Origin of the sequence: Blattabacterium cuenoti (assembly GCF_014251655.1) — a bacterium.
Taxonomy (GTDB): Bacteria; Bacteroidota; Bacteroidia; order Flavobacteriales; family Blattabacteriaceae; genus Blattabacterium; species Blattabacterium cuenoti_I.
In genome coordinates, this window is the sequence record NZ_CP059225.1 from 124,940 (window position 1) to 143,763 (window position 18,824).

At 26.4% G+C, this 18,824-nt stretch carries 21 protein-coding genes, 3 tRNA genes and 1 other RNA gene; 12 read left to right on the forward strand and 13 right to left on the reverse strand.

Annotated features, from left to right (window positions below; translation table 11 throughout):
* The first annotated feature begins 7 nt into the window (after positions 1–7).
* The 3 genes from H0H63_RS00565 (at position 8) to H0H63_RS00575 (ending at position 1,117) form a co-directional block, all read left to right on the forward strand.
* Positions 8–715, forward strand: a complete 708-nt coding sequence (locus H0H63_RS00565; protein ID WP_185858621.1) for a YebC/PmpR family DNA-binding transcriptional regulator — start codon at positions 8–10, stop codon at positions 713–715.
* A 4-nt stretch (positions 716–719) separates the two neighbouring features.
* Positions 720–1,032, forward strand: an RNA gene (rnpB, locus tag H0H63_RS00570) — RNase P RNA component class A.
* Positions 1,032–1,117: transfer RNA gene (locus tag H0H63_RS00575), tRNA-Ser, on the forward strand. The genes rnpB and H0H63_RS00575 overlap by 1 nt, the downstream gene beginning before the upstream one ends.
* A gap of 6 nt (positions 1,118–1,123) precedes the next feature.
* Here the strand turns inward: H0H63_RS00575 and H0H63_RS00580 are convergent.
* The 3 genes from H0H63_RS00580 to rho form a co-directional block, all read right to left on the reverse strand.
* Entirely contained in the window at positions 1,124–2,287 is a 1,164-nt protein-coding gene (locus tag H0H63_RS00580; protein WP_185858622.1) for a DNA recombination protein RmuC, read from the reverse strand.
* Positions 2,288–2,327: 40 nt separating this feature from the next.
* Positions 2,328–2,400: transfer RNA gene (locus H0H63_RS00585), tRNA-Met, on the reverse strand.
* A 63-nt stretch (positions 2,401–2,463) separates the two neighbouring features.
* A complete protein-coding gene (gene rho, locus H0H63_RS00590; RefSeq protein WP_185858623.1) occupies positions 2,464–4,023 on the reverse strand; it encodes a transcription termination factor Rho in 1,560 nt (519 codons plus the stop codon).
* Between the two features lie 118 nt (positions 4,024–4,141).
* Between rho and H0H63_RS00595 the strand changes: the two genes are divergently transcribed.
* Positions 4,142–4,516, forward strand: coding sequence for a DUF4293 family protein (locus H0H63_RS00595; protein WP_185858624.1), 375 nt, complete (start codon positions 4,142–4,144; stop codon positions 4,514–4,516).
* A 61-nt stretch (positions 4,517–4,577) separates the two neighbouring features.
* Positions 4,578–5,684 carry a peptide chain release factor 1 gene (gene prfA / locus H0H63_RS00600; protein ID WP_185858625.1) on the forward strand — a complete coding sequence of 369 codons (1,107 nt, stop codon included), beginning with the start codon at positions 4,578–4,580 and terminating at the stop codon, positions 5,682–5,684.
* Here the strand turns inward: prfA and accC are convergent.
* The 3 genes from accC to rpmF are packed head-to-tail and all read right to left on the reverse strand — an operon-like array spanning position 5,670 to position 7,734.
* A complete protein-coding gene (accC, locus tag H0H63_RS00605) occupies positions 5,670–7,031 on the reverse strand; it encodes an acetyl-CoA carboxylase biotin carboxylase subunit (protein WP_185858626.1) in 1,362 nt (453 codons plus the stop codon). The genes prfA and accC overlap by 15 nt on opposite strands.
* Before the next feature lie 31 nt (positions 7,032–7,062).
* Positions 7,063–7,515 (reverse strand): acetyl-CoA carboxylase biotin carboxyl carrier protein, encoded by a 453-nt coding sequence (accB, locus tag H0H63_RS00610; RefSeq protein WP_185858627.1) that lies wholly within the window; start codon positions 7,513–7,515, stop codon positions 7,063–7,065.
* Between the two features lie 27 nt (positions 7,516–7,542).
* Positions 7,543–7,734: a 50S ribosomal protein L32 gene (rpmF, locus tag H0H63_RS00615; protein WP_185858628.1), complete on the reverse strand. Its 192-nt coding sequence runs from the start codon at positions 7,732–7,734 to the stop codon at positions 7,543–7,545.
* 113 nt (positions 7,735–7,847) lie between these two features.
* Between rpmF and proS the strand changes: the two genes are divergently transcribed.
* Positions 7,848–9,311 carry a proline--tRNA ligase gene (gene proS / locus H0H63_RS00620; RefSeq protein WP_185858629.1) on the forward strand — a complete coding sequence of 488 codons (1,464 nt, stop codon included), beginning with the start codon at positions 7,848–7,850 and terminating at the stop codon, positions 9,309–9,311.
* Here the strand turns inward: proS and H0H63_RS00625 are convergent.
* Positions 9,305–10,246 carry a dihydroorotate oxidase gene (locus H0H63_RS00625; RefSeq protein ID WP_185858630.1) on the reverse strand — a complete coding sequence of 314 codons (942 nt, stop codon included), beginning with the start codon at positions 10,244–10,246 and terminating at the stop codon, positions 9,305–9,307. The two genes, proS and H0H63_RS00625, sit on opposite strands and share 7 nt — an antisense overlap.
* A 53-nt stretch (positions 10,247–10,299) precedes the next feature.
* Between H0H63_RS00625 and pyrF the strand changes: the two genes are divergently transcribed.
* Together pyrF and H0H63_RS00635 are read left to right on the forward strand one after the other, a co-directional pair.
* Entirely contained in the window at positions 10,300–11,667 is a 1,368-nt protein-coding gene (gene pyrF / locus H0H63_RS00630) for an orotidine-5'-phosphate decarboxylase (RefSeq protein ID WP_185858631.1), read from the forward strand.
* A gap of 149 nt (positions 11,668–11,816) precedes the next feature.
* On the forward strand, positions 11,817–12,392 hold the full coding sequence (locus tag H0H63_RS00635; RefSeq protein WP_185858632.1) for a MarC family protein: 576 nt from the start codon (positions 11,817–11,819) through the stop codon (positions 12,390–12,392).
* Here the strand turns inward: H0H63_RS00635 and H0H63_RS03110 are convergent.
* From H0H63_RS03110 to fbp, 3 genes are read right to left on the reverse strand one after another with little or no spacing between them, the layout of a single operon-like run.
* The gene (locus H0H63_RS03110; protein ID WP_185858786.1) at positions 12,383–12,619 is read right to left on the reverse strand and encodes a ribonuclease P protein component; all 237 of its coding nucleotides are present in this window, start codon (positions 12,617–12,619) and stop codon (positions 12,383–12,385) included. The two genes, H0H63_RS00635 and H0H63_RS03110, sit on opposite strands and share 10 nt — an antisense overlap.
* Positions 12,550–12,723, reverse strand: a complete 174-nt coding sequence (locus H0H63_RS00645) for a hypothetical protein (protein WP_185858633.1) — start codon at positions 12,721–12,723, stop codon at positions 12,550–12,552. Before H0H63_RS00645 ends, H0H63_RS03110 begins: the two co-directional genes overlap by 70 nt.
* 14 nt (positions 12,724–12,737) lie before the next feature.
* Positions 12,738–13,736: a class 1 fructose-bisphosphatase gene (gene fbp, locus H0H63_RS00650; RefSeq protein ID WP_185858634.1), complete on the reverse strand. Its 999-nt coding sequence runs from the start codon at positions 13,734–13,736 to the stop codon at positions 12,738–12,740.
* 96 nt (positions 13,737–13,832) lie between these two features.
* On the opposite strand from fbp, the gene H0H63_RS00655 reads away from it, so the two are divergent.
* Both H0H63_RS00655 and H0H63_RS00660 read left to right on the forward strand, forming a co-directional pair.
* Positions 13,833–14,597 (forward strand): lysophospholipid acyltransferase family protein, encoded by a 765-nt coding sequence (locus tag H0H63_RS00655; protein WP_185858635.1) that lies wholly within the window; start codon positions 13,833–13,835, stop codon positions 14,595–14,597.
* Between the two features lie 7 nt (positions 14,598–14,604).
* Positions 14,605–15,102 (forward strand): ribonuclease HI, encoded by a 498-nt coding sequence (locus tag H0H63_RS00660; protein ID WP_185858636.1) that lies wholly within the window; start codon positions 14,605–14,607, stop codon positions 15,100–15,102.
* Here H0H63_RS00660 and H0H63_RS00665 read toward each other — a convergent pair.
* A complete protein-coding gene (locus tag H0H63_RS00665) occupies positions 15,095–15,778 on the reverse strand; it encodes a TrmH family RNA methyltransferase (RefSeq protein ID WP_238784416.1) in 684 nt (227 codons plus the stop codon). The two genes, H0H63_RS00660 and H0H63_RS00665, sit on opposite strands and share 8 nt — an antisense overlap.
* Before the next feature lie 131 nt (positions 15,779–15,909).
* Between H0H63_RS00665 and H0H63_RS00670 the strand changes: the two genes are divergently transcribed.
* A complete protein-coding gene (locus H0H63_RS00670; RefSeq protein WP_185858637.1) occupies positions 15,910–16,320 on the forward strand; it encodes a deoxycytidylate deaminase in 411 nt (136 codons plus the stop codon).
* Position 16,321: 1 nt separating this feature from the next.
* Positions 16,322–16,408: transfer RNA gene (locus tag H0H63_RS00675), tRNA-Leu, on the forward strand.
* Positions 16,409–16,423: 15 nt separating this feature from the next.
* Here H0H63_RS00675 and ureC read toward each other — a convergent pair.
* Both ureC and H0H63_RS00685 read right to left on the reverse strand, forming a co-directional pair.
* Positions 16,424–18,133, reverse strand: a complete 1,710-nt coding sequence (gene ureC, locus H0H63_RS00680) for an urease subunit alpha (RefSeq protein ID WP_202983784.1) — start codon at positions 18,131–18,133, stop codon at positions 16,424–16,426.
* Positions 18,130–18,762, reverse strand: coding sequence for an urease subunit gamma (locus H0H63_RS00685; RefSeq protein ID WP_185858638.1), 633 nt, complete (start codon positions 18,760–18,762; stop codon positions 18,130–18,132). Before H0H63_RS00685 ends, ureC begins: the two co-directional genes overlap by 4 nt.
* Positions 18,763–18,824 lie beyond the last annotated feature (62 nt).

Sequence of the window (18,824 nt, forward strand, 5' to 3'; positions counted from 1 at the left end):
AATTTTCATGTCAGGACATAGTAAATGGGCAAATATACAACATAGAAAATCGAATCAGGATTTTAGAAAATCCAAAAAATTTTCCAAAATCATCAAAGAAATTACTATAATTGTTAAAGAATCAGGAATAAATAATTTCCGATTCAAAAATGCGATTTTGAATGCAAAATCTATTAATGTTCCTAAAAATACTATAGAAAAAGCTATAAAAAAAGCTTTACAAATAAAAACAGATCATTATAAAAGTTTAAATGTAGAAGGACAAAATTACGGAATTAGTATGATAATAGAATGTATGACGAACAATACTATTAGAACGACATCCAATATTAGAACCTTTTTTAATAAAAGTGGAGGAAGATTATGTCATAATGGAGAACTAAATCATTTGTTTCGAAGAATCGGTCTTTTTTTTATAAATAAAAAAGATATTCACTATTCTATGGAGGATTTCGAACTTATGACAATAGATTTTGGAGCTAAAGATTTCATAATAGATAATAATATGATTTCTGTATATACAGATTTTGAATTCTTCGGATCTATGAAAAACAATTTAGAAAAATTAAATATCCTCCATAAATACCAAGTCAAACGGATTCCTAAACAAATCAAAGATATTTCAGATGAAAATAAAAATAAAGTATTAAATTTTATTGAAAAACTGAAAAAAGATGAAGATGTAAAAAATATTTTTTCCAATTTTAAATTATAAAAAAAAAGTAGAATGTCCTATCGCATTTCTTTTTGGAAATGAGGAAAGTCCGGACACCGTAGAGCAACACAATGGGTAACGCCCTTCCATCGTAAGATGAGGAATAGTGCAACAGAAAGAATGTATAGGGTTAGATTAAAAAATCTAAACTACTGTAGTGAAATCATGTAAACTCTGTGTGGTGAAATGCCATGTAAACCGGAAAATTGGCTCGATCGATACCGGTGGGTAGGCAGATAGAGATTATGGGTAACCTAAATCCTAGATAAATGATAGGTATAAATATACAGAATCCGGCTTATAGTTCTACTTTTTAGGAGAGATGGCCGAGAGGATTAAGGCGCACGTCTGGAAAGCGTGTTCACAAAATTAGTGTCAAGGGTTCGAATCCCTTTCTCTCCGCTAAACCTAATAATTTCCTATATCTTTTAATTTTCTTTCAATGACATTGGTTCGAACTCCTAATAATTTATCTATATCCTTAGAAGCTCCTTGTAATTTATCTTGTGCTTGATGAAGCAAAAATCCAAATTTCGAAAATTCCTGTTTAACAGTTTCTAATATTTTCCATACTTCAGAACTTCTTTTTTGAATAGCTAAGGTTCTAAACCCTATTTGTAAACTATTTAATACGGCTGCTAACGTTGATGGTCCTGTTATAACAGTTCTATATTTCCTTAATAATTCTTCTAATAAACTAGAATTCTTCACTATTTCAGCATATATTCCTTCAAAAGGCAAGAATAAAATAGCAAAATCAGTAGTATGTGGAGGATCTATATATTTATCTCTAATATCTTTAGACATTTTTTTAAGTACAGATTCCATATTTTTTATAGCCATTTCTATATTCTTTTTTTCTCCTTCACGATAAGCAATCTGTATTTTTTCATAAGTTTCTTTTGGAAATTTAACATCAATAGGTAACCATATAATATTTCCATCTTCAAGTCCTGGAAGTTTAATTGCAAATTCTACTACAAAATTTGTACTAGATTTAGTAATAACATTAGTCGCATATTGTTCTGGAGATAAAATTTGTTGTAAAAGCATTGAAAGTTGCATTTCACTAAAACTTCCACATATTTTTACATGATTTAAAGTTCTTTTCAAAGAACTAACATCTTTTGATAAAACTTTCATTTCTCCTAAACCTTTTTGCAAAAAAGATAACTGATTTCCGATAATTTCAAATGATTTTCCAAGGTGGAAATTTAAAGATTTTTGAAGTTTTTCACGAATATGTTCTTGAATTTCTTCAAGTTTTCCTTCTACAACCTGTACAAACTTTTCTTGCTCCGTATGGAAAAAATACAGTTTCTTAGCTTGTTGATCAATATAAAATTCAATTTTTTTATCAATATTGTTTTGAAAATCTATTATATTTTGAATTAATCCATTTTTTGATTCTGTTAGAGAATTCCCCATTTCTATTTTTCCATATTGGAATAACTTTTTTATTTCATGTTGTTGAATTTTAAATTCATTTCTAAAAAATAATTCCAATTTTCTCAGTAAGAATAAACATATGAGAATAATAAAAAAACAAAAAAATATCAAAAAATAATACATGAATAAATAGAAAAAATCGTTTTTTTTATGAGTAAAAAAATAGCGGGAATAGGACTCGAACCTATGACCTTCGGGTTATGAGCCCGACGAGCTACCAACTGCTCCATCCCGCGATGTTTTTTCAAAACAAAATATAATGTTTTTCCTACAAAAAATCAAATATTGATAAAAATTTATCATCCATTCATAGATATTAGAAATTCTTCATTATTCTTAGTTCTAGACATTCTAGATCTTAAAAATTCCATAGCTTCCACGGGATTCATATCAGAAAGATGTTTTCGCAAAATCCACATCCTTTGCAAGGTATTTGTATCTAATAAAAGATCATCTTTTCTAGTACTAGAAGATACTAAATCAATAGCTGGATAAATACGCTTATTAGCAATCCTCCTATCTAATTGAAGTTCTTTATTCCCTGTTCCTTTAAATTCTTCAAAAATTACCTCATCCATTTTTGAACCTGTATCAATCATAGCTGTAGCGATAATAGATAAAGATCCTCCTTTTTCTATATTTCTAGCAGCTCCAAAAAATCGTTTAGGTCTATGTAATGCATTTGCATCCACTCCTCCTGACAAAACTTTTCCAGATGCAGGAGCAACAGTATTATATGCACGTGCCAAACGTGTAATAGAATCTAATAATATAACTACATCATGAGAACATTCTACCATTCTTTTTGCTTTTTGTAAAACAATATTAGCTACCTTTACATGTCTATCTGCTGGTTCATCAAAAGTAGATGCAATAACTTCTCCTTTGACATTTCTTTGCATATCTGTTACTTCTTCCGGACGTTCATCGATTAACAATATAATCAAGTATACTTCAGGATGATTAGCTGCAATAGCGTTAGCAATTTCTTTCAGTAAAGTAGTTTTTCCTGTTTTTGGAGGAGCCACAATCATTCCTCTTTGTCCTTTTCCTATAGGAGTGAAAAGATCCACTATTCTAGTAGAAAGGGTTGCTTTTTTTTCTGCTAACTTAAATTTTTCATTTGGAAACAATGGAGTTAAATGTTCAAAAGAATTTCTTCCTCTTACAAAAGAAGGAGTTCTACCATTAATCTCTAGAATTTTAGTTAAAGGAAAATATTTTTCTCCATCTTTAGGTGGACGAACTTCTCCTCTTATTGTATCTCCTGTTTTCATTCCAAATAATCTAATTTGAGATTGAGAAACATAAATATCATCAGGAGATGATAAATAATTAAAATCAGAAGATCTTAAAAATCCATAATTTTCCGGCATCATCTCTAAAACTCCTTCGCTAATTATAATACCTTCAAATTCATATTGGTTACGATATCTTTTAGAAGAAACTTTTTGTGATGTTGTTCCTTCTATAATAGATGAGGATACATGAGAATCAATTCTCTCATTTTTTTTCCAAATAGGAAAATGATGATGTTTTTTATGATATTTTACAGAATTTTCTGAAAATTTAGATATTTTTAAACGATCCTTAACCTGATATTTTTTTTTACCATTTATACTTTTTTTTTCCGAAAATGAATTATTTTCAGATTCTATATTATTTTTTCTCACTTTAAATCCTTTTTTTAAAGAATTATCTATTTTTTTTAATGAAGAATTTCTATTATTAAAAATAGAAAGGATTTTTTCTAGGAGTTCGTTTTTTCGTAATTGTGTACATTTTTTTAAACCGGAAGAACGAGCAATCTCCTGTAATTCAAAAAGTTTTTTACTTTTTAATTCAGTAATATCAAACATAAAATGATTGGGTTATTAATATATTATGATTACTCAGTAATATACTTTTTTAGTATAAAAAAACGATCGATATAATTAAAAAAAATAATTTTGTATAAAAAAATTTAATTTTCATGTTATGTTATATAGAAAACAAACATTATATTCTTTGATCTCTATTTTTATTTATTCTTTTTCTTTATATTTTTATCCTCATATTTTTATTCATTCAAAAAAAATAGTTTTTATTATTTTATGTTTAATTCTATCTTTTTTAAGTTTTTTTTCTTTTAAAAATAGAAAATATCAAATACTAATGAATAAAATCAATATTTTTTTAAATAGTACTCATTTTATACTGATTATTTTTTTTTCATATAAACAATTCATAAAAGAATTTTTATTTCTTTTTATTGTTTTATCATGTTTTTGCAATACATGGATTTTATTTTTAGCTAATAAAGCTATCAAAAAAGATTTGGAATTTATTCAATCCATAAATAGAATACGATAAATGATCGTTCAATTTTTTATTATTAAAATTTTATAAAAAAATTGAATATAATAAATACAAAATGAAAAAAATTTCATTAATTGAAAAATTAGAAAAATTCAAAAAAGAATTTTATGAAATTTCAAAAACTATAACACAATCCGATGTTATATCGGATCCAAAAAAATACAAAATTTTATTGAAAAAATATTTAAAATTAGAAAAAATAGTTTTCCTATATGAAAAATATAAAAAAAAATGGAATTTACTTCAAGAAGCAAATTCCATTTTAATAGAGGATTCAGATTCAGATCTAAAACAATTAGCCTATATAGAAAAAAAAGAAATTTTGGAAAATCTGTATTTTATCGAAAAAAAAGCCTATAAGCTACTTTACCAAGAAGAAAAATCAGAAGAAGATAATCTAGAAGAAGATCATAAAAATGCAATCGTAGAATTACGTTCTGGAACTGGTGGATATGAAGCATGTCTTTTTGTAGAAGATATGTTAAGAATGTATACTATGTATTTTAAAAAATCAGGTTGGAAATACAAAATTATAAATATTCAAAAAGGAGGAATAAAAGGATACAAAGAAATCATTTTAGATGTAAATGGAAAAAAAGGTGTTTATGGAAATTTAAAATTCGAATCTGGAGTACATAGAGTTCAAAGAATACCAAAATCGGAATCACAAGGAAGAGTACATACATCGGCTATAACAGTAGCTGTACTACCAAAAGTACAGGAAATAGAAGTGAATATTAATTTATCTGATATAAAAAAAGAAACGTTCAGATCCAGTGGTTCTGGAGGACAACACGTAAATAAAACAGAATCTGCAGTACGGATAACTCATATTCCAAGTAAAATTACAGTAGAATGTCAAGAAGGACGTTCTCAACACAAAAATTTTGAAAAAGCGATAAGTGTTCTTAGATCACGTCTTTATCAAAATGAAAAAGAAAAAAGATTAAAAAAAATATCTATACAAAGAAAATCTTTAATTTCTACAGGAGACCGTTCCGTAAAAATACGGACCTATAACTATCCAAAAAGTAGAATAACAGATCATAGGATTCAAAAATCTTTTTATGATCTTACAGGATTTATGAATGGAAACATTCAAAAAATGATTAATTTTCTAAAAATAGAAGAAAAAAATAAAAATATATCAATCCTCCGATAGAAAAAAATTTAAACTTATTTGATCTAAAAAATTAGTATTATAATTTCCTTTCATAAAATCATCATTTTTCATAAGCTTTCTATGAAAGGGAATAGTCGTATGGACGCCTTCTATAACAAATTCTTCTAAAGAACGACGCATTTTTTCAATACTTTCTTTTCTTGTTTTTGCTGTAGTAATAATTTTAGCAATCATGGAGTCATAATAATGTGTAATAAAATATCCTGCATAAATATGTGTATCTACACGTACTCCTTTTCCACCTGGTAAATGCATTTGAGTAATTTTTCCAGGTGCAGGAATAAAATTTTTATATGGTTCTTCTGCATTAATTCTGCATTCTATTGAATACATTTTTGGATAAAAATTTTTTTTTATAGAAAGTTCTTTTCCATAAGCCAGAAATATTTGTTCTTGAATCAAATCCAATCCTGTTATTTCTTCAGTAATAGGATGTTCTACTTGTATTCTTGGATTCATTTCCATGAAATAAAAATTTTTGTTTGTATCTACAAGAAATTCTATTGTACCAACTCCTTCATAATGAATAAATTCCGATGCTTTTATTGCTTCTTCTCCCATTTTTTTTCTAATAGATTGAGTAATAAATGGAGAAGGAGCTTCTTCTACTAATTTTTGATTTCTCCTTTGAATAGAACAATCTCTTTCGGATAAATGACAAGCTTTTCCATATTGATCTCCTAGAATTTGAATTTCTATATGTCTTGGATTTACAATTAATTTTTCTATATACATATCTTTTGTTCCAAAACAAGTCCAAGATTCTTTTTTCGCTTCCTCCAAAGATTTCTTTAAACGATTTTTATTAAAAACAGACCGAATTCCTTTTCCTCCCCCTCCAGAAACAGCTTTTATAATAATAGGATATCCTATTTTATCTGCAATATATTCTATTTCCTGATAAGAGGATTCAGAAAAACAATCAGATCCTGGTAAACAAGAAATTCCAGCTTTTTCCATGGTTTTTTTTGCGGATATTTTATTTCCTATTTGAATCATATGATTAGGATTAGCTCCTATAAATTTTATTCCATGTTTTTTGCACATAGACGAAAAATATGCATTTTCAGACAAAAAACCGTATCCAGGATGAATAGCATCTGCATTTGTAATTTCAGCAGCTGAAATTAAATTTGGAATATTTAAATAAGATTGGTAAGAAGGAGGAGGGCCAATACATACAGCTTCATCTGCAAAAGAAACATGAAGACTATATTTATCGGCCGTTGAATAAACAGCAACGGTTTTTATTCCCATTTCTTTAGCTGTTCGTATAATTCTTAAAGCAATTTCTCCACGATTAGCTATTAATATTTTTTTAAACATAAGAAATTTAATAGTTAGACAAATTTAACTATTAGATATTAGAATCTAAAAGAAATAAAGGTTGATCATAATCCACTGGAGTAGCATCTTCCACAAGAATTTTAATTAATTTTCCATTAACTTCAGATTCAATATCATTAAATAATTTCATAGCTTCTATTACTCCAACTTTTGTTCCTATTTTTATCTTATCTCCTACTTTGACCAAAGGTTCTTGATCTGGATGAGTTCTTCGATAAAATGTTCCTATCATAGGAGATTTTATAGTGATATATTTATTTTCTTTTTCTATTTTTGTAAATCTATCATAAGGAGGAATAGTCGAAGATATTTTAGGATAAATAGGATTCCATGAATTATTTTTTCTAAATATTCTATTTTTTTTCTTTATATGAATTTTAGTTTCCCCTATTTTAATTCTTATTTCACTAATGTTAGACTCCGAAATAAATTGGATAAGTGATTTAATTTGTTTTAAATCCATAACTAACTATTTATAAAATAAGAATTTTTATTTTTCTTTACTACTACTATATACAATTTTTCCTCTATAATAAAGTTTTTTTTCATACCAATAAGCATGATGATATAAATGTTCTCTTTTTGTTAAAACACATTTCATCAATAAAGGTTCTTTTATTTTTAGATGAGTTCTTCTTTTGTCTCTTCTAGATTTAGATTGTCTTCTTTTAGGATGTGCCATGAAACATATTAATTAAATTAATTTAACAAAGGACTAATTTAGAATTAAATGTATTAATAAAAATAATTTATCTATCTTTATTTGTAATTTATTTTTTTCTTATCATATTGTATATGAATCAATTAACTAAACGTAGTGAAAATTATTCAAAATGGTATAATGAAATAGTCGTTAAATCTGGATTAGCAGAATTTTCTGGAATACGCGGTTTTATGATTATAAAACCATATGGATATTCCCTTTGGGAAAGAATTAAACAAGAATTAGACCAAATGCTAAAAAAAACAGGACATAAAAACGTTTATTTTCCTTTACTAATTCCTAAATCTCTCTTTTTAAAAGAGAAAGAACATAGTGAAATATTTTCTGAAGGATGTGCGATTGTTACACATTCTAATTTAAGTAAATATATGGAAAAATTGATTATTGATTCAAAATCTAAATTACAAGAAGAATTAGTAATTAGACCTACTTCTGAAAGTATTATATGGAAAACTTATAAACGTTGGATTCAATCTTATAGAGACTTACCTATTCTGTTAAATCAATGGGGAAATGCATTAAGATGGGAAATGCGAACTCGTTTCTTTCTAAGAACTACTGAATTTTTGTGGCAAGAAGGACATACGGCTCATTCAACGGAAACAGAAGCCATAGAAGAAGCTAAAAAAATACTAAATATTTATACATATTTCTCTGAAAAAATTATGGCTATTCCAGTATTACAAGGAGTAAAACCATATATGGATAAGTTTTCTGGTTCAGACATAACATATTGTATAGAAGCACTTATGCAAGACGGAAAAGCTTTACAAATTGGGACTTCCCATTTTTTAGGACAAAATTTTTCAAAAGCTTTTGGAGTGCAATTTACTAATTATAATGGAGAAAAAGAATATGCATGGGGAACTTCTTGGGGAATATCTACTAGATTAATAGGTGGATTAATTATGTCTCATTCAGATGATAAAGGTTTAATTCTTCCTCCGAAAATAGCTCCTATACAAATTGTGATTATCCCCATATATCAAAAAAATAATAAAAACGACATTAACAAGATAGCAGAAAAAATTTTAAATATCTTAGAAAAAGAAGGGGTACGAGTTAAATATGATAATCGAGTTGTATACACTCCTGGATGGAAATATCATGAATATGAAATGAAAGGGATTCCTATACGAATTAGTATAGGTCCAAATGAAATCAAAAATGAAAAAGTGGAAATATTCAGAAGAGATACATATGAAAAAACATATATATCCTGGATTCATTTAAAAGATTTGATTTTTAAATTACTTGAAGATATACAGAAAAACATTTATCAAAAAGCTTTTAGAAGAACTGAAAAAATGATTTTAAAATCAGATAATTACGATGATTTTAAAAGAAAAATAAAAAATTTGGAAGGTTTTGTTTTTGCTCATTGGGATGGAACAAAAAATACAGGAAAAAAAATTCAAGAAGAAACAGAAGCTACTATACGTTGTATCCCTTTTCCTTATAAAAAAGAAAAAGGAAAATGCATTTATTCTGGAAATACTTCTTTACAAAGAGTCGTTTTTTCTAAATCTTATTGAAAATTTTTTAAATTTCCTTTAAAACTATCTATTGATGAATAATTTTTTTTTCTCAAAAAGAAAGAAAATTCTTTTTCTAATCTTTCAAATACGAAAACCCCTTCTTTCATCAACTGTGTTCCAATTTGAACAGCTGAAGCTCCACATAATATATGTTCAAAAATATCTTTTCCAGTAGAAATTCCCCCACATCCTATTATAGAGATATCTTTACGAAGATAAGTATAAAATTTACGAATATTAGCTAAAGCAAATGGTTTTATAATGGATCCTCCTATTCCTCCAAATCCTTTTTTTGGTTGTATAACAACTGATTCCGTTTTTGTATCCACAACCATTCCATTAGGTAAACTATTAATGCAAGTAACAAAATCAATTGGAAACTGATTTAAAATAAGAGCCATTTTTTGAATAGACAAATCCTCAAAATAAGGAGGAAGTTTAATTCCTAAAGGCTTTTTATTAAACTTAAATATGTTTTCTAATAAATAAGAAATTCTGGAAAAATTATAACTTATAAGATCTTCTTCCTCAATAAGATTAGGACAAGATAAATTTAATTCCAAAGCTGTAATTTTTGAATAATGATTAGCTTTTTTAATTAAAAAATAATTTTCTTCTGCAGATAATCCAGATATAGAAAGAAAAATAGGTTTTTTTGTTTCTTTTTTTTCTAAAAAATTTAAATAAAAATCTATTCCAAGATTGGGTAATCCCATAGAATTTATACTTCCCATGTTCCATTCAAAATATCTTGGTTCAAAATTTCCTTTTCTCGGTTTTCTTGTGCAACTTTTTGTGACAACTGCTCCAGAAAAACTATCCAAAAGATTGGATAATTCTTTATCCGTAGAACAAAGTACTCCTGAAGCATTCATGATACATGATGAAAGTTTAATTTTATTTATGCTAACACTCAAATCTATTTGTTTCATCAATTGTAATAATATTCAAAATTTTTAACTTTACCAAAACAGTTTTTTTATGTATGGAAGAAAAAGAACAGTTTTTTTTAAAAATTTATAATCTAGGGATCATAAAATTTGGAAATTTTACTTTGAAAAGCGGAATGAATTCTACTCTATATATAGATTTTCGTCCTATAGCTTCAAGACCAGACTTATTAATAAAATTATCCGATTTAATTCTACATGAAGTTCCTTCTTCTAATTTTGAACTAATTTGTGGAGTTCCATACGCAGCTTTGCCTATAGCTACAACTTTATCTTTAAGATCCAATATCCCACTCATTATTAAAAGAAAAGAAAATAAAGGGTATGGAACCAAAAGAATGATCGAAGGAATTTATAAAAAAGGACAAAATTGTCTTCTAATAGAAGATGTCATTACAAGTGGAGATAGTTTATTAAGAACTGTAATAGATATTGAAAAAGAAGGATTAATCATAAAAGATATTATATCTATTCTTGATAGAGAACAAGGAGGAATAGAAAATATAAAAAAAAGAGGATATAAGATTAGAACTTTATTTCGAATAGGAGAAGTTTTAAAAATGTTAGAAAAAAAACATTTTTTAAATAAAAAAGAAATACATATGATTCAATTTTTTTTTAGAAAAAGAAATAAAAAAAATATTCAAAATAAACGTCTTTCTTATGAAGAAAAAAAAGAAATAATTTCTCATCCCATAGCAAAAAAGCTTATTGATATTACTTTAAAAAAAAAAACCAATCTAATAGTTTCTGCTGATTTAGTTCGTTCTAAAAATATTTTGAAATTAGCAAATTTAATTGGAGATAGAATTTGTGGATTAAAAATTCATGTGGATATTATTGATGATTTTTCCCTTTCATTTATAAATTATCTTAAAAATATTTCCATAGAAAAAAAATTCTTATTGTTTGAAGATAAAAAATTATGTGATGTAGGGATGACTAATTATCTTCAACTCCATTATGGAGTACATAAAATTGCTTCTTGGGCAGATATTATAACGGTTCACCTACTTGCAGGAAGTTCTAGTATAAAAAATTTAAACATACCATCCAAAATGGGTTTAATTACAATATCGGAAATGTCTTCTTTTGGAAGATTATCTGATGATAATTATATAAGAAAAGCATTGAATATTTCTCTAAAAAATCCAAAAGTTATCGGGACTGTAGCACAAAGAAAAGTGGATGATCGATTATTACTATTTACTCCTGGAATTCATTTTTATAACTATAAAAAAAATTATTTTGGAAATAATTATATCCATCCTATTAAAGCTTTCGAAAAAAATGGAAGTGATTTTATAATTGTAGGAAAAGCCATTTACCAATCCAATAATCCAAAAATAGAAGCAGAAAAATATAGAAATGCAGGATGGAAAGCATATACTAATCTTCTTTAACTTTTGAATACTAATCAACAATTTAATTCCTATAAAAGAAATTTTTTTACAAATAAAATTAATGATACTGATGATATTTTTATTTAATTTGTATGTGCTATTTATTATTATTGCATTTTTATCAAATTAATTGAAAATAAAATTTAAATATGGAATGGATAAATTCATTAATTAGTTGTTTTATGATACTTTTTAGCATTATAGATATATTGGGAAATGCTCCCATTATTATGGGTTTTAAATCGAAAGGAAACATTATAGACACTAAAAAAGTTATAATGTCTTCTCTTATAATATTTTTATCTTTTCTATTTTTAGGACAACCTATGCTAAAAATTATTGGAGTAGATGTTCACTCTTTTTCGGTAGCAGGATCCGTAGTATTATTTCTTATTGGTCTAGAAATGATATTAGGAATAGATATTCATAAAGTAACGGAAAATGCTCAAACTTCTATTGTTCCAATAGCTTTTCCTCTTATAGCTGGACCTGGATCTCTAACTACTTTAATTTCATTAAGAACAACTTATGATGTAAATATTATCCTTCTTTCTTTAATATTAAATATGATCGTTGTTTATTTTGTTATAGATAAATGTGATTTCATAGCTGAAAAAATAGGATCCAATGGATTAGATATATTAAAAAAAATATTTGGAATCGTTTTATTAGCTTTCGCGGTTAAAATTTTTGGAGCAAATGCCGTACAATTATTTCAATCATAATTATCTTTTATTTTATTAAATATTTTTTTAATAGAAATATCTATATTTATAAATTTTGGAAAAAAGTGAGAGTTATAAATAAGAATTATATAATAATTTTTACTTTTTTCATACAAAATAAATTTATTTAAAAAAAAAGAAGCCCTTAATAATCGTTTTATTTTATTCCTATGAACTGATTTTTTAAATATTTTTTTTTTACCAAAGTTCCAATTAAGTGAATAGATGAATTTTGTTCAGAATTTACTTTACTAAAAATAGAAGTAATAGGATCTATAAATAAATATTCTCCATTCTTTATGATTTTTTCTACAATTTTTTTTTTGTTCATAATAATAATAAAATTTATTTACAATTTTCCATAAACTTTTCCAACTGGGATACCATTTTTACAGGACCACAAAAAAATGGAGTTCTTTGATGCAATCTACTTGGTTCTATATCTAGAATACGTTTTTTACCATTAGAAGCCTTTCCTCCAGCTTGTTCTGCTAAAAAAGCCATAGGATTACATTCATAAAGCAATCTTAATTTTCCCTCTGGAGAAGAATCAGTTTTAGGATAAATATATATACCACCTTGTATCAAATTTCTATGAAAATCTCCAACTAAAGAACCTATATATCTTGCTGAATAAGGCCTGTTTTCTTTTTTTTCTTGACAATATCTTATAAATTTTTTAATTCCTTCAGGAAATTTAGCATAATTTCCTTCATTAATAGAATAAATTTTTTCTTCTTTAGGAAAATGAAGATTAAAATGAGATAAATAAAATGTTCCTATTGAAGGATCTAGAGTAAAACCATGAACGCCATTTCCTGTACTATATACTAATATAGTAGAAGATCCATAAATAATATAGCCTGCCAGAATTTGTTGGTTCCCTTTTTGCAAAAAATCTTCAATTGTTAAATCCATTTGAATAGAAGATTTTCTCATGTATACGGAAAATATTGTTCCTATAGATACATTTACATCGATATTAGAAGATCCATCCAATGGATCTATTAAAACAATATATTGATAAGGATTCTCTTTTATTCCTTTTTTTATAACTATGAAATCTTTGCTTTCTTCTGAAGCAATTCCACAAACAACATTTCTACTTTTAAAAGATTCTATGAAAGCTTTATGAGAAAAATCATCCAATTTCTGTTGATTTTCTCCATGAATATTAGTGATTCCAGTACTTCCTATAATTTTTTCTGTTAAACCAGCCTTATTAACTTCTTTATGAATAGCTTTAGAAGCTAACTTAATAGAACTAAACAATCGTAACAATGCTTCTATTGAATACGAAAAATGATCTTTATTTCTTAAAACAAACTCTCCTAATGTGTACATAATTAATACATAAATATCAGATTTTTTTTCAAAAGAATAATTAATTATATTGAATATACGTATGATTTTTTTGGATAAATTATTTAATATTGTTAAATGAAAATTATACAAATATCATTCACATTATTATGGCGTGTATGGTTTTTTATCATTAATATATTTTTAATTCCTTTTTGGGCAGGAATATCTATCCCATTTCTTTTTAAAGAAAAATATTATCCTATCGCATATTGGTTTCATCAAATGTGGGCAAGATGTAATCTTTTTCTTATGGGTTTTTGGTATGTTCTAGAAAAAGACAAAGAAATATTGGATAAAAAAAAACAATACGTCATTATCAGTAATCATACTTCTATTATGGATATTATGTTAATTTACTCTTTAATGAGAAATCATCCTCTAGTTTTCGTAGGAAAAGCAGAGTTAGCTAAACTTCCATTTTTTGGATTTGTTTACAAACACAGTAACATTCTTCTTGATAGAAAAAATTTGTCTAGTTGTATACAAGTATTTAAAAAAATACAGGATAAAGTAGATTCTGGAAATAGTGTTTGTATTTTTCCAGAAGGAGGAGTTCCTAAATCGTCTGTTTTTTTAGATCATTTTAAAAGTGGAGCTTTTTTTATAGCTATAATAAAAAAAATACCCATTATTCCTTTTACTATAGCTGATATTAAAAAAAAATTTCCTAGTTATTCCATTTTAAAAGGTGGACCAGGTAAAATAAGAATAAAACAACACCATTCTATCCCAACAACAGATTTGTCCTTAAAAGATAAAAATTATTTAAAAGAAAAATGTTTTCATTTAATCAAATATCAATTAGAAAAATTTGATCGTGAAAAAATAAAAAATAGATGAATTATTCGTGAATAAAAGAATTCATATTTATACCGATGGTTCTTCCAAAGGAAATCCTGGTCCCGGAGGATACGGAGTTTTCATAGAAATGCTTTTCGGAAATTACTATAATAAAAATATTATATCTGAAGGGTTTCGTTACACGACGAATAATAGAATGGAATTATTAGCAGTTATAATAGGTTTAGAAGAATCAAAAAAAATAACAAAAAAAAATAATCATAATATTGTTGTTTTTACCGATTCTAAATATATAGTGAATACTATTCAAAATAACTGGATTCAAAAATGGAAAAAAAATAATTTTTATAAAAAAAAAAATGTAGACTTATGGAAAAGATTTTTAGATATTTTTCATCAACACTTTATTATTATGTTTCAATGGATAAAAGGACATAGTAATCATTATATTAATGATTATTGCGATCGATTATCTGTAGAATCTTATAAAAGAAAAGATATGAAAATAGACTACGTATATGAGCAAGAAAATAGTATTATATAATATAATTTCTTTGTCTAAAAATCTCATATATTATGATAGACATAGCGTTACTCACATTTAATGAATCTATATTTCCAAACATAGGAATAGTTATAATTTTATTAGCTATGTTTAACCATACATTAGAAATTCCTTTATTTTCAGATCCAAAAATAATAGCTAACTTGGAATAGTTTAATTTAGTTTGGTATAAATTTATTGCTTTTCCATGTTTATGAAATCCTGTTACTACAATTTTTATTTTGTTTTTTTTCAACCAATAAATAACAGATTCTATTTTTTCTATAAAAATTTTTATTGTAAATACACTTCCTAAACTACATCTGATAACATTAGAATTATAAATATAAGTTTTTATATTACATAATATAATGAATGAAATATTAACCGATTCAGCAGTTCTTAACATAGATCCTATATTTCCCGGTTTTTCTACTCCATCTAATATAATGATAAAAAAATTGTTAGTTATTTTTATATCTTCTAATTTAGTTAAAGTATTTTCAATAAAACAAGCTATAATTCCGCCTGAGTTATCTCTATATGCTAATTTATTAAATATCTTTTTATTAATAAAATAAGTGATAGGACGAAATGATTGAATTATATTATATTCATAAAATATTTTTTCACATATGAAAATTTTTTTTGGAGAAAAATTTCCTTTTATAGCCATTTTAAATTCTTTTATTCCTTCAACAATAAATCCATTATTGGAATTTTTTTTTTACAAATTCTTATTAAATTTTTAATTTCTTTATTTTTTGTACTATATATTTTTTTCATTTTTATGTTTATATATATTCTATGATAGATACAATTTATATGAAAATAGCTATAGAATTATCAAAATTATCTTTTTGTAAAAAAAAACAAGTAGGAGCTATCATAGTTAAAAATAATAGAATTATATCTAATGGATATAACCGAACTCCAAATGGATTTGATCAAACATGTGAAGATGAAAATGGAAAAACAAAATGGGATGTAATACATGCAGAAGAAAATGCTATATTAAAAACAGCTTCTTCTTTTTTATCTTGTAAAGGATCTACTATATACGTTACACATTTTCCTTGTAAAGGATGTTGTAAATTAATTTATCAATCCAATATTAAAAGAATCATATATTTGTATACAGAAAATCAAGATCATGATAGTATCATGTTTTTGAAACAATTAAAGATAAAAATAAAAAAATTATCTTTTATTTCATGAAACCCAGGTGGCGAAATAGGTATACGCGTTGGACTCAAAATCCAATGATTTTATTTATATCATGCGGGTTCGACTCCCGCCCTGGGTATATTTTATTTATTAATTAGAATAAAAAATATCTTTGAGAAAGCGGTAAGACATTAGAAGGTTTAGATCTTATTTTCTCTCCATTTATATAAACATTATAATTTTTTGGATCTACTTCTAAATTTGGAGTTTCTCCATTTAATATCATATTTTTTTTAGATAAAAATCGACATCCTTTTATGATTTTAATTTGTTTTTTTATTTCATTTTTTTCAAAAAAACTATGATTAATAGCATGTATAGAAACAAAAATACTGCTTAATTTTGGTTCAAAAAAACCAAACATTTTACGATACATGAATGGTTGTGGCGTAGGAATAGTAGCATTAGGATCCCCCATTCCTGCATATACAATCATTCCACTTTTAATGACAATTTCTGGTTTTACTCCAAAAAAAGAGGGGGTCCATAATACTAAATCTGCCATTTTTCCAATATGAATAGATCCAACATATTCTGATATACCATGGGTAATGGCAGGATTAATCGTATATTTAGAAATATATCTTTTCACTCTAAAATTATCATTTTTTTCACTTTTTTCTTCATGAAGAGATCCTCTTTGTTTTTTCATTTTATCAGCTGTTTGCCATGTTCGTTTCACTATCTCTCCTATACGTCCCATAGCTTGGGAATCTGAACTAGTCATACTAATAGCTCCTATATCATGTAAAATTCCTTCTGCACTAATAGTTTCAGATCGAATACGTGATTTAGCAAAAGCCTTATCTTCCGGAAGATTAGAATCTAGGTGGTGGCAAATCATTAACATATCTAGATGTTCATCTATTGTGTTACAAGTATAAGGCATAGTAGGACTTGTAGATGATGGCAAAACATTAGAAAATGAAATTACTTTTAGTAAATCAGGAGCATGTCCCCCACCAGCTCCTTCTGTATGATAAGTGTGAATAGTACGTCCTTTGAATATTTTTAAAGTATCTTCTACATAACCTGATTCATTGAGTGAATCTGTATGTATATTAACTTGTACATCTAACTTTTCAGAAATATTTAAACATTGGTCTATCACATAAGGGGTACTTCCCCAATCTTCATGTATTTTTAGTCCACCAGCTCCAGCTTCTATTTGTTCAATTATCGCTTTAGGATTAGAACTATTACCATTTGCAAGAAAAATTAAGTTAATAGGAAAATGATCTGTACTTTTTAACATTCTCTGAATATTCCATACTCCTGAAGTGCAATTTGTAGCTATTGTTCCAGTAGCTGGACCCGATCCTCCACCAATAATAGTAGTGGTTCCATTTTCCAATGCTACTTCAAATAATTGTGGACATATGTAATGAACATGACTATCTATACTTCCAGATGTTACAATTTTATTTTCGGAAGAAATAACTTCTGTTCCAGCTCCAATATACATATTGGATGTTACTCCATCCATAAAATATGGATTTCCTGATTTTCCTATTCCAACAATAATTCCATTTTTAATTCCAATATCTGCTTTTACAATTCCCCAATGATCAACAATAATAGCGTTAGTTAATACTAAATCTAGAACTCCTTCATTATTTGTAGCCAATGGATGTTGTCCCATTCCATCTCTAATAACTTTTCCTCCTCCAAAAACACATTCATCTCCATAAATAGTATAATCTTTTTCAATTTCAATCCATAATGAGGTATCTCCCAGACGAATTCTATCTCCTTTGGTGGGCCCATACATACTTGCATAAGACTCTCTATTTATTTTTTTCATATCTTATTTGTATTTCCTTTTCCTGAAAACCCATAAATCTTTTTACTTCCTCCTATCTCTACTAATATAATTTCTTTCGTTTCTCCAGGTTCAAAACGAATAGACCTACCTGAAGGGATATCTAACCTATATCCTTTAGTTCCTTCTCTTTCAAAAAGAAGAGATAGATTGGTTTCATAAAAATGAAAATGGGATCCCACTTGAATAGGACGACTTCCAGTATTAGATACTATTCTTTCTATACGAGATCTACCAGGTAATAAAACAATATCTTCTTCTAAGAGGTCATATTGTCCTGGAATTATATTAGAATCTTCTTTTTTATTTTTCTTAATGGGATTGTGTATCGTTACTAATTTTGTTCCATCTGGAAAAGTAGCTTCTATTTGAACGTGATGAATTAATTCATATACTCCATCCATAACTTGTTCATTATTAAGTATATTACCTGCTTCTATCATAAGTTCTTTTACTGTTTTTCCATCACGTGCTCCTTCCATGACATAATGAGTAATTAAAGCTACAGATTCAGGATAATTTAATCTTAATCCTCTTTTCAAACGTTTCTTTGCTAATTCTCCAGCCATATATAGAAGAATTTTTTCCTTTTCATAAGAAGTTAAATGCATATTAAGTTATTTTTATTATTCATAAACATCATGGTATTGTATAACAATAAAAGTTTTATAAG

Bases quoted from the DNA above. Each gene is read 5' to 3' on its own strand.
- H0H63_RS00565 (WP_185858621.1), top strand. From the start codon at position 8: ATGTCAGGACATAGTAAATGGGCAAATATACAACATAGAAAATCGAAT.
- H0H63_RS00580 (WP_185858622.1), bottom strand. From the start codon at position 2,287: ATGTATTATTTTTTGATATTTTTTTGTTTTTTTATTATTCTCATATGT.
- rho (WP_185858623.1), bottom strand. From the start codon at position 4,023: ATGTTTGATATTACTGAATTAAAAAGTAAAAAACTTTTTGAATTACAG.
- H0H63_RS00595 (WP_185858624.1), top strand. From the start codon at position 4,142: ATGTTATATAGAAAACAAACATTATATTCTTTGATCTCTATTTTTATT.
- prfA (WP_185858625.1), top strand. From the start codon at position 4,578: ATGAAAAAAATTTCATTAATTGAAAAATTAGAAAAATTCAAAAAAGAA.
- accC (WP_185858626.1), bottom strand. From the start codon at position 7,031: ATGTTTAAAAAAATATTAATAGCTAATCGTGGAGAAATTGCTTTAAGA.
- accB (WP_185858627.1), bottom strand. From the start codon at position 7,515: ATGGATTTAAAACAAATTAAATCACTTATCCAATTTATTTCGGAGTCT.
- rpmF (WP_185858628.1), bottom strand. From the start codon at position 7,734: ATGGCACATCCTAAAAGAAGACAATCTAAATCTAGAAGAGACAAAAGA.
- proS (WP_185858629.1), top strand. From the start codon at position 7,848: ATGAATCAATTAACTAAACGTAGTGAAAATTATTCAAAATGGTATAAT.
- H0H63_RS00625 (WP_185858630.1), bottom strand. From the start codon at position 10,246: ATGAAACAAATAGATTTGAGTGTTAGCATAAATAAAATTAAACTTTCA.
- pyrF (WP_185858631.1), top strand. From the start codon at position 10,300: ATGGAAGAAAAAGAACAGTTTTTTTTAAAAATTTATAATCTAGGGATC.
- H0H63_RS00635 (WP_185858632.1), top strand. From the start codon at position 11,817: ATGGAATGGATAAATTCATTAATTAGTTGTTTTATGATACTTTTTAGC.
- H0H63_RS00645 (WP_185858633.1), bottom strand. From the start codon at position 12,723: ATGAACAAAAAAAAAATTGTAGAAAAAATCATAAAGAATGGAGAATAT.
- fbp (WP_185858634.1), bottom strand. From the start codon at position 13,736: ATGTACACATTAGGAGAGTTTGTTTTAAGAAATAAAGATCATTTTTCG.
- H0H63_RS00655 (WP_185858635.1), top strand. From the start codon at position 13,833: ATGAAAATTATACAAATATCATTCACATTATTATGGCGTGTATGGTTT.
- H0H63_RS00665 (WP_238784416.1), bottom strand. From the start codon at position 15,778: ATGGCTATAAAAGGAAATTTTTCTCCAAAAAAAATTTTCATATGTGAA.
- H0H63_RS00670 (WP_185858637.1), top strand. From the start codon at position 15,910: ATGATAGATACAATTTATATGAAAATAGCTATAGAATTATCAAAATTA.
- ureC (WP_202983784.1), bottom strand. From the start codon at position 18,133: ATGAAAAAAATAAATAGAGAGTCTTATGCAAGTATGTATGGGCCCACC.
- H0H63_RS00685 (WP_185858638.1), bottom strand. From the start codon at position 18,762: ATGCATTTAACTTCTTATGAAAAGGAAAAAATTCTTCTATATATGGCT.